The sequence below is a fragment of the Rhodococcus sp. H36-A4 genome (genome assembly GCF_027158005.1).
Taxonomy (GTDB): domain Bacteria; phylum Actinomycetota; class Actinomycetes; order Mycobacteriales; family Mycobacteriaceae; genus Rhodococcoides.
Window position 1 is genome coordinate 922,229 of sequence record NZ_JAPVLQ010000001.1, and the last position, 13,616, is coordinate 935,844.

Below are 13,616 nucleotides of genomic sequence, written 5' to 3' on the forward strand. Positions count from 1 at the left end.
AGTCCGAAGAAGAGGCCCTCGATGACTGCCACCATCCCCAACCCGTCCCACAAGGCAACCGACAAAGACGGTTTGGTGGAGATGGCATGGGACCCCATCACTCGAATAGTCGGAAGCCTCGGTATCTACACGAAGATCGACTTCAAGAACAAACAGGTGGTCGAGTGCCACAGTACGTCGTCCATCTTCCGGGGTTACTCCATCTTCATGAAGGGGAAAGATCCGCGCGACGCCCACTTCATCACCAGCCGCATCTGTGGAATTTGCGGAGACAATCACGCGACGTGCTCGTGCTACGCGCAGAACATGGCGTACGGAGTGAAACCCCCGCACCTGGGTGAATGGATCGTCAACCTCGGCGAAGCTGCAGAATACATGTTCGACCACAACATCTTTCAAGAAAACTTGGTAGGCGTCGACTACTGCGAAAGGATGGTGTCGGAGACCAATCCGAGTGTGCTGGCCAAGGCCGAGAACACCCGGGCTCCGCACGAGGGCGAACACGGTTATCGCACCATCGCGGACATCATGCGCTCGCTCAATCCGTTCACCGGTGAGTTCTATCGCGAGGCGCTCGTTGTCAGCCGCTCCACCCGGGAAATGTTCTGTCTCATGGAGGGTCGACATGTTCATCCCTCGACGCTCTATCCCGGGGGCGTCGGAACAGTAGCGACAATTCAGCTGATGACCGACTACATCACCAGACTGATGCGCTACATCGAATTCATGAAGAAGGTCGTACCCATGCACGACGACCTTTTCGACTTCTTCTATGAAGCGCTCCCGGGGTACGAGAAGGTCGGACTTCGACGCACGTTGCTCGGTTGCTGGGGTTCGTTCCAGGATCCCGAAGTATGCAACTTCGATTACAAGGACATGACCAGTTGGGGACGCGCTATGTTCGTTACCCCTGGCATCGTCGTGGACGGCAAGCAGATCACCACCGACCTGGTCGACATCAATCTCGGTATCCGCATTCTGCTCGGGTCGTCCTATTACGAAGACTGGACCGACCAGGAGATGTTCGTAACGAACGATCCGTTGGGCAATCCTGTCGACCGAAGGCACCCGTGGAATCAGCACACCAATCCCAAGCCCCAGAAGCGCGACATGGACGACAAATACAGCTGGGTGATGTCACCTCGTTGGTTCGACGGCAAAGAGCATCTGGCACTCGACACCGGCGGCGGGCCGCTTGCGCGGTTGTGGAACACCGCACTTGCCGGGTTGGTGGACATCGGATACGTCAAGTCGACCGGCCAGAGCGTGCAGATCAATCTCCCCAAGACAGCGCTGAAGGGCCCGGTCAGCTTCGAATGGAGAATCCCGGAGCACGGTAGCAACACCATCGAGCGCAATCGTGCGCGTACCTACTTCCAGGCCTACGCTGCGGCAGCGGCGCTGCACTTCGCAGAGAAGGCTCTCGTGGAAATCCGCGCGGGCCGCACCAAGACGTGGGAGAAGTTCGAGGTTCCCGAAGAGGGTATCGGATGCGGATTCACCGAAGCGGTGCGCGGAGTTCTCTCGCACCACATGGTTATTCGCGACGGCAAGATCGCGAACTACCACCCCTACCCACCCACTCCGTGGAACGCCAATCCCCGCGATACGTACGGCACCCCGGGTCCATACGAAGACGCCGTACAGGGTCAGCCGATCTTCGAGGAGAACGATCGCGACAACTTCAAGGGCATCGACATCATGCGCACCGTGCGCAGTTTCGATCCTTGCCTGCCATGTGGCGTGCACATGTACCTCGGCGACGGCAAGACCCTGGAGAAGCTGCACTCACCTACCCAATCCGTCACCGGTGAATGACGGAGGCGCGCATGGACACCGATGCGGTGAGGGGTGGTGCACCGGACGCATGGCGTAGCGCTGGCGAGCGTATCGACGCTCTCGTCGACGGCCTGTCCACCGGTGGAGTTCTCGCGCGCGAACGCGCCGAACAACTCGTCCGAGAAGTAGCCGACCTCTACGGCGAGGCACTCGCCCGCATCCTGGCCGCGGCGGGGCCGCAGCAGAGCACGCGCATGGTGGAGGACGACCTGATCGCCAGCCTCCTGCTGGTGCACGGGTTGCATCCGGACGACGTCGAGACTCGTGTTCGGACTGCACTTGTCGGCGTGCGCCCCTACCTCGGTTCCCACGGCGGCGACGTCGAGTTGATCGGCGTGCAGGACGGCGTCGTGACCCTGCGACTGCTCGGTAGCTGCAAGACGTGCCCTTCATCTTCGGTGACACTGGAACTGGCGGTCACCGATGCCGTGCAGGCGGCTGCTCCGGAAACGACGTCCATCGAGGTCCGCACCACGGACCCAGCTTCCTTGGGCAGCGGTTCGTCCGGGCCATCGTCGTCCGGGTCGTTGTTCTCGAGCGAGTCGCTGATGTCGAAGGTTCATGCACATACCGCGGTGGAAGGCGCCTGGTCGGCGGTACCCGAACTGGCCGACCTCGTAGACGGTGAGCTCGGTGGATTCACCGTCGCAGGCAGCGCGCTCGTCGCCGCGCGAATCGGCGACACCTGGTACGCCTATCTCGACAGGTGCCCTCGTTGCGAGGGCAGCTTCGCGGGCGCTGCGATGGCGCGCCGAGCCGGTAGGCCCGTCGGGGATGCTGTACTGCGATGCCCCACGTGCCGTGCGCATTACGATGTGCGAGGGGCCGGAGCCGGGCTCGACGTTCCCGGACTACACCTCGATCCGTTGCCCGTGCTCGTCAAAGATGGCGTGTTGTCGGTGGCGATGCCCAGCGCGCGCGTGGGGGCACGACCATGACCGGACCGCTGGGCGCACTCAATCGCATTACGCGCACGAAGCCGACGGCCCCGGTCGGCGAACGCTGCGAGATGTGCGCCGAACCGATCGGCGACGAACACCAGCACGTGGTCAACACACAAGCGCGTCAACTGATGTGCGTGTGCCGGGGATGCTATCTACTGTTCACCGACGCTAGTGCCGAGTTGCGATATCGCGCTGTTCCGGATCGATACGTGTCCTTTCCGGAGTTCGAACTGGGTCCTGGCCAATGGGAGGAGCTCGAGATACCGGTCGGCCTTGCCTTCTTCTTTCGCAATTCGACGCTCGACCGAACAGTCGCGTTCTACCCTGGTCCCGCTGGTGCCACCGAATCGGAATTGCCACTCGAGGCCTGGGACAACGTGCTCGCAGCGAACCCGCAGTTGGCGTTGCTCACTGACGATGTCGAGGCGCTTCTGATTCGCACGAATGGTGGTATCACCTGCCATATCGTTCCGATCGACGCCTGTTATCAGTTGGTCGGTACGTTGCGCAGACTGTGGCGCGGATTCGACGGCGGCCAGGACGCGCACCGCGAGATCGAGAACTTTTTCGCGGCCGTGAACGCTCGCAGTCGCCCGGCTCAGGCGGTCGTCTCGGACGCACCATCATGACGCAGCTGTCGTTCTCCGTGATCGACATCGTCCCCGAAGAATATGCGGTGGCGCCCAATCTGACTGTGCAGCTGAGGATCGAGGAAAGCACGGGCGTCGAGATTCACGCACTGGCACTGCGATGCCAAGTACGTATCGAGCCGCATCGGCGACGGTATACCGATGCCGAGGCTGCCGGAATGGTCGACCTGTTCGGTGGGCGCGAGCGCTGGGCGTCCACGTTGCGTTCGTTCTTGTGGATGCAGTGCAGCACGGTGGTACAGGGCTTTTCCGGTTCGTGTGACGTGGACCTCCCGATGCTGTGCACCTACGACTTCGATGTGGCGTCGTCGAAGTATCTGCATGCACTCGAGGAGGAGCGGGATGGTCACGATGCGAGCATTCCGCTCGAAATGCTCTTCAGCGGAACTGTTTTCACGAAAGGCTCGAACGGGTTCGGTGTGCAACAGATCCCATGGGACAGGGAATGTAGGTTCGACCTTCCGGTGCGGGCATGGCGACGGTTGGTAGACATGCATTTTCCCAACACCGGTTGGATTCGGCTGGACAGAGATACGCTCTACGCCCTGTCGGCCTATCGATCGGAGCGCGGAATGACTGGCCTCGACGACGCTGTCGTCGAACTGGTGAGGTCTGCGCACATCGGGATCGATGAGGTCACCGAATGACCGCGCGAAGCGATCTCGAGATCGCTCGAGCCGTCGCGGATGCTGTTCTCTACGAGGGGTACCTGCTCTATCCCTACCGGGCGAGCTCGCAGAAGAACCAGTCCCGTTGGCAGTTCGGTGTACTCGGCCCGATCGGTGCGGCGGCAGCGGGAATGGGTGAGGAATCGACGATGTCCACCCAGTGCGTCGTACGAGGCGACGGATCACTCGTGGTCACTCTACGATTTTTGCACTTGCAGGTACGCAGCATCGAGATGCGTTCCTCGGACGCGACGTTCGTCGAGGTGCCCGAGATGACGGTCGGATCGATTAGGTGGCTCAGTTGGGACGAAGCCATCTCACAAGAGATAACACTCGATCGATACTCTCTCAGCGATCTGGTAGAGCCGCGGTATGTTCCGATCGACGTGCCCGGTGGGCGTGACATCGAATTCATCGAGGACGATGAGGGTTCGGTGGTGGGGCGGATCGCGCGCACCCGATACCCACTGAAAGGCCGAATCTCATTGCAGTGCAACCGTAGCGATGCAGGTTCCGCTTCGGAGTTCGCGAAGGTGCAGATTACTGTCGAGAACGACCATCGGGAGGAGGAGCTGGACAGCGCCGGTGCCGTTCGGTGCTCCTTCATCGGCGCGCACCTGCTTCTCACGTGCGAGAATGCGGAGTTCGTCTCGCTCCTCGAGCCGCCCGACAACGCGGTAGACATCGCCGCGTCGTGCACGCAGAGTCGATGTTTTCCGGTGCTGTCCGGTGCCCTGGGCGCCACCGACGTGATACTCGCGTCCCCGATCATCCTGTACGACTATCCCGAGATCGCAACGCAAAGCGACGGGGCATTGTTCGATTCCACCGAGATCGACGAGATTCTGACATTGCGAATTCTGACGCTGACCGACGAGGAAAAGGCTCAGGCCCGTGCCACCGATCCGCTTGCCGCACAGATCATCGACCGGTGCGAGTCGATGTCACCGGAGTCATTGCAGCAATTACACGGCGTGCTCCGTGATCAGGATGGGCTGGTTCCCGAACTGCCAGAGGGTGTTCCGTGGTGGGATCCCGAAGCCGATACCGCTGTACGACCGGATGTCGACGCGGTACTCGTGAACGGCGTCCGGGTGTCGAAGGGCTGCCTCGTCCGGTTGCGGCCCTCACGCAGAGCCGACGCGCAGGATCTCTTCTCGGCAGGTCGCACCGCTCGGGTCGCAACGGTGCACGCGGATGTCGACGGCGACATTCATGTGGGCGTCACGTTGCTCGATGATCCGGCGGCAGATCTGCACGACTGGTACGGCCGGTACCTCTATTTCGCGCCGGACGAAATCGAGCCGCTCGAAGCGCAGGGCAATCGAAGGGAGAGTCAGTCATGAACGTGGTGGGAACGATAGCGACCGCTCTGGTGGGTGTCCTGGTGCTGGCCGCAGCACTAGTCGGTGTTCGGTCGATCCCGGACATCAAACGGTATCTACGGATGCGTCAGATGTGAGCGCCCCACAGATCCTCGTCGCAGGCATCGGCAACATCTTTCTCGGCGACGACGGCTTCGGTCCCGAAGTGCTGCGGAGGATGGGCGGTCGCACGCTACCTCCCGGGGTGCGCGCGGTCGACTACGGCATCCGAGGTATGCACTTGTCCTACGACCTGCTCGGTAGTGCCGATATTGCAGCCCCGCAGGAGTTGATCATCGTCGACGCAGTGCCCGATCGAGGCAGTCCGGGCACACTTCGCGCCTTCGAAGTCACCGCCGAGGATCTCGACGGCGGCGCGGTGGACCCGCACAGCATGGATCCAGGTTCGGTTCTGATCTCACTCGGAGCGCTCGGCGGCGAACTACCTCGGACAATCGTAGTCGGCTGCCAAGTCTTCTCGGTCGAAGATGGGATCGGATTGTCTCCCCCGCTCCTTGCTGTCGTCGACGACGCAGTAGAGCTGGTACTCGACACCGTCGACTTGCTCGTCACAACTGCCGAATCTTCGGCCGAAGCGAGGGGTTGATCGCGGTGTGCTTGGGGATCCCCGGTCGGGTGGTGCGAATGCTGGAGGGTTACGGCAACCAGCTTGCGCTCGTCGATGTCGTAGGCGAACTCCGCAAGGTCAACATCGGGATGATGCCCGAGGACACTTTCACTGCGGGCGACTGGGTAATCATCCATATGGGCTTCGCGGTGGAACGCACCGACGCAGCAGGCGCCGAGAAAGCAATGACTGGACTCGAATTGATGGGCCGAGCGCGGGAGGATCCATCGCTATGAGAGCTCGCAGACGGTTCGCAGTCAGTGGCGTCGTACAAGGCGTTGGATTTCGGCCCTTCGTTTACACGACCGCGTCCGAGCTTGCACTCTCGGGCAGCGTAGGCAACAACAGTGCCGGCGTCGTGATCGAAGTGGAAGGCGAGACCGCCGATCTCGACAAATTCGAGCTCCGTTTGCATGATAGACCGCCGCCCTTGGCGCTGGTGGAATCGGTTGTCGTGGAGTCGATACCGAAACAGGGAGGGAACGGTTTTCACATTGCCGAGACGCGAAGGGCAGACGGTGGCCGCACTTTGGCGTCGCCTGACGTTGCGATCTGTAGTGATTGTCTGGTCGAGCTGGCAGACCCGGTGAATGCTCGGTACCGGCACCCGTTCATCACCTGCACGAACTGCGGCCCACGTTTCACGATTATCACGGCCCTGCCTTACGACCGGGCGACCACGACCATGAAGGCATTCCCGATGTGCGGGCACTGTGCCGCCGAATATGGGGACCCCGTTGATCGCCGCTTCCACGCCCAGACCATCGCATGTCACCACTGCGGTCCCACAGTGAGATTCATCGACGGTTCAGGTATCAGCCGAACCCGCGAGGAAGCTCTGAGCCAGGCCCGCGCGCTGCTGCAAAGTGGCGGGATACTCGCTGTCAAAGGGATCGGCGGCTACCACTTGGCATGCGACGCGGCGAACGAGCACGCAGTACGGACTCTTCGTCGTCGAAAGCAGCGTGGCGCCAAACCGTTCGCGGTCATGGTTCGCGACATCGCGTCCGCGCGCACGTTGGCCATGCTGAGCGCCGAGGAGGAGGCACTACTCGACGGCGTACGAAAGCCCATCGTGCTGGTGACCAAGCGGGACGATATCGACGAGAAAGTAGCTCGCTCGGTCGCGCCCCGCAATCGCGACATCGGACTCATGCTCGCGTACTCGCCACTTCATCATCTCCTCCTCGGCCTCACCGGTGACGAGGATGGGCCCACCGCGTTGGTCATGACCTCCGGGAACCTCGGCGGCGAACCGATCGTCCACGACAATGACGATGCGCTGCATCGACTGGCGTCACTCGCGGACGCCTGGCTCGATCACGATCGTGGCATCGTCCTCGCGTGCGACGATTCGGTCGTTCGCGTGGTCGATGGCGCGGAACTACCAGTACGCCGATCACGTGGGTATTCACCACTACCGTTATCGCTTCCCTTCGACGTTCCCGCGACCCTGGCGGTGGGAGCCGATCTGAAGAACACCCTCTGTGTTGCCGAGGGACGTTACGCGTGGGTCAGCCAACATGTCGGCGACATGGACGACCTGGCGACGCTGCACAATTTTGCGACCACGGCCACTCATCTGCAGGCACTGACCGGTGTGGCACCTGTTCAGCTGATCGCAGATGCGCATCCCGGCTACCGCTCGTCGATGTGGGCGCGGCGACATGCGGGTGATCGTCCGATTCGTTCGGTGCAACATCATCACGCCCACATTGCCGCCGTCATGGCCGAACACCGACTCGCCGGAACGTCGAAAGTCCTCGGGTTCGCTTTCGATGGAACCGGATACGGCCCCGACGGCGCCGTATGGGGCGGCGAGGTCCTCATCGCCGACTACAAGGAATACCAGCGTCTGGCGCATCTGAACTACGTCCCCCTTGCCGGTGGCGACGCAAGCGTTGAACGCCCCTATCGAATGGCACTGTCGCACTTGCGTGCAGCGGGCATCGACTGGTCGGACGATCTTTCCAGTGTGAAGGCATGCCCTCCCGGCGAACGCAAAGCACTCTCCCACCAGCTCGAGACCGGCTTCGGATGCGTGCCCACTTCGAGTATGGGCCGACTGTTCGATGCCGTCGCATCTCTGGCCGGCATCCGACATGTCGTCGACTACGAAGCTCAGGCAGCCATCGAAATGGAGAGTCTCGCCCGCGGCGTCGACTGCGACGGAATGCGGTACGACTTCTCCATACACGGAGGCACGGTGGATTGCGCTCCCGTGATCAGTGCGGTGGTGAGGGATATCCGGGCAGGGGTTCCGCCGGCCGTCGTCGCTGCTCGTTTCCACGACGCGGTGACCAGTGCCGTCGTACACGTAGCCGAGTACGGCCGATCGTCGACCGGGCTCGATACCGTCGTTCTGACAGGCGGTGTCTTTCAGAACACGCTTCTCCTCTCTTCCACCATGCAGGCACTGCGCGTTGCGAGATTCGTTGCGCTGCATCCACACCGACTGCCTCCGAACGACGGAGGGCTCGCGCTGGGTCAGATTCTGATCGGGTGTGCCTCGTGAAAGGAGCAAGACCATGTGCCTGGCTGTACCCGGAAAGATCATGAGCTTGGAGGATCGCGACGGCACGCTGATGGCGGAAGTCGACTTCGGTGGACTTCGCAAGGAGGTGTGCTTGCAGTACATTCCGGACGCGATCGCCGGTGAGTACGTAGTGGTACACGTCGGTTTCGCGATTCAACGGCTCGACGAGGTGTCCGCATTGCAGACGCTCGCGGAGTTCGAACGGATGAACATCCTCGACGAGGAGTTCGGCGACGGATTCGCACGCGCGGCCCGGCAGGCAGGCAACGAGCCGATAGCCGATAGCACCGATACCAGCAAGGGAGTTCGATCATGAAGTATCTGGACGAGTTCAGTAATCCTGAGCTGGCGGGGCGCCTGCTCGAACAGATCCACGCTGCTACCACCCAACCCTGGGCGATCATGGAAGTCTGCGGCGGGCAGACACATTCGATTATTCGGCATGGGATCGACCAGCTTCTGCCCGACAGCATAGAGATGATTCATGGTCCCGGATGCCCGGTATGTGTCACACCGCTCGAAATCATCGACAAGGCTCTGGCGATTGCTGCCGAGCCCGGTGTGATCTTCTGTTCCTTCGGCGACATGCTCCGCGTCCCCGGAAGCTCACAGGATCTCTTTCACATCAAGAGCGCGGGGGGCGACATCCGCGTCGTGTACTCGCCTCTCGACGCGTTGACCATCGCAAAAGACAATCCTGATCACGAAGTCGTGTTCTTCGGCATCGGATTCGAGACGACGGCACCGGCCAATGCAATGACTGTCTACCAGGCCAAGAAGCAAGGGATTCGAAATTTTTCACTGCTCGTCTCACACGTTCTCGTGCCGCCTGCGATCGCTGCGATCATGGAGTCACCGTCATGCCGGGTGCAAGCATTCCTCGCAGCGGGCCACGTGTGCAGCGTGATGGGTACCGGTGACTACCCCGCCCTCGCCGAAAAGTACATGGTACCCATGGTGGTGACCGGTTTCGAGCCCCTGGATATCCTGGAGGGCATCAGACGCACTGTGCTGCAATTGGAATCAGGGCGTCACGAGCTGGAGAATGCGTATCCTCGTGCGGTGACGGCGGCTGGCAATTCGCCGGCACAAGCCATGCTGGCCGAGGTCTTCGAAGTGACGGATCGAACGTGGCGCGGGATCGGGATGATTCCGCAGAGCGGCTGGAAGTTGTCGCAGGCCTATCGCGATTTCGATGCCGAACCACGCTTCTCGGTGTCCGGTATCCATACCGCGGAGTCTTCGATCTGCAGGTCGGGCGAAGTACTACAAGGCCTCATCAAGCCGAACGAGTGTGCAGCCTTCGGAAAGGAATGCACGCCCCGAAATCCACTCGGCGCGACAATGGTGTCTTCCGAGGGAGCGTGCGCTGCCTACTACCTGTACCGGCGGCTCGAACAGCCTGCGGCGGTAAGTCATGCGTGAGAACGGGTCCGATGTCGCGGCAACGATCGACATGGAATCGTGGGTGTGTCCAGCGCCCCTTCGCGATTCACCGAACATCGTCATGGGTCACGGCGGCGGCGGAGCACTCTCCGCAGAGCTGATCGAGCATCTCTTTCTTCCTGCGTTCGGCTCCGCAGCCGATGCGGGCCTCGGAGATTCGGCCGTGCTGACCCTCGGCGGCGCGAGATTGGCGTTTTCGACGGACTCGTACGTCGTGAAGCCGATGGTATTCCCGGGCGGAACGATCGGTGATCTCGCCGTCAACGGGACGGTCAACGACCTTGCCATGTCCGGAGCGCGCCCAATGGTGTTGTCCACCGCATTCATCCTCGAGGAGGGAACAGCACTATCCGACATCGCTCGTATCGCCACTGCGATGGGTACGGCAGCTCTTGCGGCCGGCGTGAGCCTCGTGACCGGAGACACCAAGGTTGTCGACTCCGGCCACGGCGACGGCGTGTTCATCAACACGGCCGGAATCGGCGTCATCGACGACGGAGTCGACATCAACCCCGGACGCGCCGCAGTGGGAGATGTCGTCATTGTCAGTGGCGACATCGGCGTCCATGGCATCGCCGTCATGAGTTGCCGGGAGGGTCTCGAATTCGGCACCGAAGTGCTCTCGGACTCGGCGCCACTCAACGGGCTGGTAGCCACGATGTTGGCAACCGGTGCCGACATACACACTTTGCGCGATCCCACGAGAGGCGGCGTTGCAGCAACTCTCAACGAAATCGCTAAGGCTGCCGCGGTAGGGATTGCAGTAGTCGAGCGCGAGTTGCCGATTCCCGGCGCTGTACGCGACGCGTGTGGGGTGCTCGGTCTCGATCCTCTCTTCGTGGCGAACGAAGGCAAACTTCTCGCCTTCGTCTCGCGCGCGGACGCCGATCGGGTGCTCGAAGCAATGCGCACGCACCCACTCGGGGCCAATGCGACCGCTATCGGCGAATGCGTATCCGATCACCCGGGCATGGTGGTGGCTCGTACGACGCTGGGAGCGAGCCGGGTGGTGGATCTACCTCTAGGCGAACAGCTTCCGCGAATCTGCTGAAGGCAAGACCCACGTGAAGACAAGGAATCTCGACAGCAGGCAGAGCGGTCCTGTCCTGTTCAATCGGTACGCCTATCCACCGAACGAACTCGGATACTGCGGGCCGGATGGTTCGGAGGACCTTCTCGGGCATCTCAGTTCCGGCGTCGGTGACATGAATCTGCGCGAGCGTGCCCGCAGTTTCGACGGCGCCTGGCCGTATCTGGAAACGTTGGCCTCCGCGCTGGGCGACGGCGATCCCCTTGATGTCGAGGTGGTGCACGCGTATTGGGTGGGTAGTGCTCTCACCTCTGCGGTCGACCCGAATGCTCTGATGGCGCGGCTGCGTATCGACTTCGCCGGGCAAAACGGCGGTGTGGTGCACGAGCTCGACGCCGGCGCCGACTGCATGGCTCATCACAGCTTTCACGTCTTCGCCGTCTACCCGTGGCTTCGGCTACTGCCGCGCGTGGCCGACGTACCGCTCACAGTGCTTCAACAATGCCGCATCCGTTGGGGCACCGTCATCTCGGTAGAAGGCGAACACGTGCATCTACTCTCGGAGCCACTACGGTTTCGGGGCGGCACACTTTCCCTCGCCGAACCGATATCCGAGAAAGCCCGGTGGAGTTCCGCGGGCCGCTCACTGCTTGCTGAGCCCAAGGTGGGCGATGTGGTGTCGCTGCATTGGGATTGGGTGTGCGACCGGCTCGACATCACTGAGGTGGCGCACCTGCGTCGGTGCACCACCGCCTCGATCAGCGTCGCAAACCGCGCATTGCAGTCACTGTGAGCACGCCCCGCGCCCGGACTACTTCAGCCCGGTGAACTGATCGTCCCGCCACTCTGCCGAGAGCACCTCGCCGGAGTCTTCGCGAGCCCGAAGTTCGACGCGTCGGATCTTGCCCGAGATCGTCTTCGGCAGTTCGAAGAACTCGATCCTTCGGATTCGCAGGTACGGGGCCAGATGCTCGCGTGCGTATTTCAGGATCTGAAAGGCGGTCTCCTCGTTCGGCTCCCAGCCTGCCGCCAGGGCCACGTACGCCTTCGGGACTGCAAGTCGTGTTTCGTCGGGTGCCGGTACGACGGCAGCTTCGGCGACGGCGGGGTGCTCGATCAGCACGCTTTCGAGTTCGAACGGTGACACCTTGTAGTCCGAGGCCTTGAAGACGTCATCGGTGCGACCGACGTAGGTGATGTAACCGTCTTCGTCGCGGGAGGCCACATCGCCTGTGTGGTAGTAGCCACCGGACATGACTTCCTCGTTGCGAGCCGGGTTGCCGAGGTATCCCGTCATCAGGTTGAACGGCTTCTTTGCCAGATCGAGACAGATTTCACCTTCGTCGGCTTCCTCGCCCGTCACCGGATCGATGATGACGACCGGGATACCAGGCAACGGACGGCCCATGGCACCGAACTTCAGTTTCGCTCCTGGCGTGTTCGCTACCAGGGCAGTGGTTTCCGTCTGACCGAACCCGTCGCGAATGTTGAGGCCCCACTCGTTCTGCACCCTCGAGATGACCTCGGGGTTCAGCGGCTCCCCTGCGCCGATCGCTTCACGTAGAGCGCCACCTCCGCCGGAGATGTCGGCCTGAATGAGCATGCGCCACACGGTCGGTGGAGCACAGAACGTCGTCACCTCGGCGCGACGAATCTGATCGAGGAGAGCACTCGCGTCGAAGCGCGTGTAGTTGTAGATGAAGATGGTGGCTTCGGCGATCCACGGCGCGAAGAAGCAACTCCACGCATGCTTCGCCCAGCCGGGTGAGCTGATGTTCAGGTGCACATCTCCCGGCTTCAGGCCGAGGAAGTACATCGTGCTCAAATGCCCTACCGGATAGGACACCTGCGTGTGCTCGACGAGCTTGGGCTTACTCGTCGTTCCCGAGGTGAAATACAGGAGCAAACGGTCGGACGGGGCAGTCACGGTCTCGAACGGCTCAGGACTCTCGACGTCGTAGGCTGCGTGAAGGTTGGTCCACCCGTCCGCATCTCCGACCACGATTTTCAGGTAGTCCCCGGGCACTTCCTCGAACTTGGAGGTATCCGTTGGGTTCGCGATGACGGCTCGAGCCTGGCCGCGTTCGACTCTGTCGGTGAGATCGGCCGAGCCGATCGCCGTGGTCGTCGGCATCAGTACGGCGCCGAGCTTCATCACCGCGAGCATCGAATCCCACAGCTCGACCTGGTTTCCGAGCATGAGAATCACGGAATCCCCGCGGCCGATACCGAGCCCGGAGAGCCACCGAGCAACCTGATCCGAGCGGTGCGACATCGCATCGAAGCTGTACTTCGCTTCGGACCCGTCTTCTTCGACGATCCAGAGCGCAGTCTTCTCGTTGCCGCGAGCGATACCGTCGAACCAGTCGATTGCCCAGTTGAACCGCTCACCCAGATCGGGCCAGCGAAAGTTCGATACGGCAGCGTCGTAGTCGCCGTAAGCATCGAGAAGCAGATCTCTGGCCGACTTGAAGGCGTCGTATTCCGTCACGTTCGTCATGTTTCTCCCTG

At 61.7% G+C, this 13,616-nt stretch carries 14 protein-coding genes; 13 read left to right on the top strand and 1 reads right to left on the bottom strand.

The genetic code is table 11. From position 1 onward, the window contains the following. Positions 1–21 precede the first annotated feature (21 nt). The 13 genes from O1W68_RS04200 to O1W68_RS04255 are packed head-to-tail and all read left to right on the top strand — an operon-like array spanning position 22 to position 11,898. Complete coding sequence (locus O1W68_RS04200; RefSeq protein ID WP_269301605.1) at positions 22–1,818, top strand: nickel-dependent hydrogenase large subunit; 1,797 nt, start codon at positions 22–24, stop codon at positions 1,816–1,818. Positions 1,819–1,829: 11 nt separating this feature from the next. After that, the gene (locus tag O1W68_RS04205) at positions 1,830–2,777 is read left to right on the top strand and encodes a NifU family protein (RefSeq protein WP_269301606.1); all 948 of its coding nucleotides are present in this window, start codon (positions 1,830–1,832) and stop codon (positions 2,775–2,777) included. Continuing rightward, positions 2,774–3,412 carry a DUF5947 family protein gene (locus O1W68_RS04210; protein WP_269301607.1) on the top strand — a complete coding sequence of 213 codons (639 nt, stop codon included), beginning with the start codon at positions 2,774–2,776 and terminating at the stop codon, positions 3,410–3,412. The genes O1W68_RS04205 and O1W68_RS04210 overlap by 4 nt, the downstream gene beginning before the upstream one ends. After that, the gene (locus O1W68_RS04215) at positions 3,409–4,080 is read left to right on the top strand and encodes a DUF6084 family protein (protein WP_269301608.1); all 672 of its coding nucleotides are present in this window, start codon (positions 3,409–3,411) and stop codon (positions 4,078–4,080) included. Before O1W68_RS04210 ends, O1W68_RS04215 begins: the two co-directional genes overlap by 4 nt. Further along, on the top strand, positions 4,077–5,447 hold the full coding sequence (locus tag O1W68_RS04220; RefSeq protein ID WP_269301609.1) for a hypothetical protein: 1,371 nt from the start codon (positions 4,077–4,079) through the stop codon (positions 5,445–5,447). The genes O1W68_RS04215 and O1W68_RS04220 overlap by 4 nt, the downstream gene beginning before the upstream one ends. Then, positions 5,444–5,563 (top strand): DUF6893 family small protein, encoded by a 120-nt coding sequence (locus O1W68_RS21570; RefSeq protein ID WP_442972269.1) that lies wholly within the window; start codon positions 5,444–5,446, stop codon positions 5,561–5,563. The genes O1W68_RS04220 and O1W68_RS21570 overlap by 4 nt, the downstream gene beginning before the upstream one ends. Beyond that, on the top strand, positions 5,560–6,072 hold the full coding sequence (locus O1W68_RS04225; protein ID WP_269301610.1) for a hydrogenase maturation protease: 513 nt from the start codon (positions 5,560–5,562) through the stop codon (positions 6,070–6,072). Before O1W68_RS21570 ends, O1W68_RS04225 begins: the two co-directional genes overlap by 4 nt. A gap of 5 nt (positions 6,073–6,077) precedes the next feature. Continuing rightward, a complete protein-coding gene (locus tag O1W68_RS04230; RefSeq protein WP_269301611.1) occupies positions 6,078–6,329 on the top strand; it encodes a HypC/HybG/HupF family hydrogenase formation chaperone in 252 nt (83 codons plus the stop codon). Further along, positions 6,326–8,608: a carbamoyltransferase HypF gene (gene hypF / locus O1W68_RS04235; RefSeq protein ID WP_269301612.1), complete on the top strand. Its 2,283-nt coding sequence runs from the start codon at positions 6,326–6,328 to the stop codon at positions 8,606–8,608. Before O1W68_RS04230 ends, hypF begins: the two co-directional genes overlap by 4 nt. Positions 8,609–8,621: 13 nt before the next feature. After that, on the top strand, positions 8,622–8,945 hold the full coding sequence (locus O1W68_RS04240; RefSeq protein ID WP_269301613.1) for a HypC/HybG/HupF family hydrogenase formation chaperone: 324 nt from the start codon (positions 8,622–8,624) through the stop codon (positions 8,943–8,945). Continuing rightward, on the top strand, positions 8,942–10,054 hold the full coding sequence (gene hypD, locus O1W68_RS04245; protein ID WP_269301614.1) for a hydrogenase formation protein HypD: 1,113 nt from the start codon (positions 8,942–8,944) through the stop codon (positions 10,052–10,054). The genes O1W68_RS04240 and hypD overlap by 4 nt, the downstream gene beginning before the upstream one ends. Further along, positions 10,047–11,126, top strand: coding sequence for a hydrogenase expression/formation protein HypE (gene hypE, locus O1W68_RS04250; RefSeq protein ID WP_269301615.1), 1,080 nt, complete (start codon positions 10,047–10,049; stop codon positions 11,124–11,126). The genes hypD and hypE overlap by 8 nt, the downstream gene beginning before the upstream one ends. A 13-nt stretch (positions 11,127–11,139) precedes the next feature. Beyond that, on the top strand, positions 11,140–11,898 hold the full coding sequence (locus O1W68_RS04255) for a DUF6390 family protein (RefSeq protein WP_269301616.1): 759 nt from the start codon (positions 11,140–11,142) through the stop codon (positions 11,896–11,898). 18 nt (positions 11,899–11,916) lie between these two features. On the opposite strand, the gene O1W68_RS04260 is transcribed toward O1W68_RS04255, so the two are convergent. Next, positions 11,917–13,605 (bottom strand): AMP-binding protein, encoded by a 1,689-nt coding sequence (locus tag O1W68_RS04260; protein ID WP_269301617.1) that lies wholly within the window; start codon positions 13,603–13,605, stop codon positions 11,917–11,919. Positions 13,606–13,616: the final 11 nt, after the last annotated feature.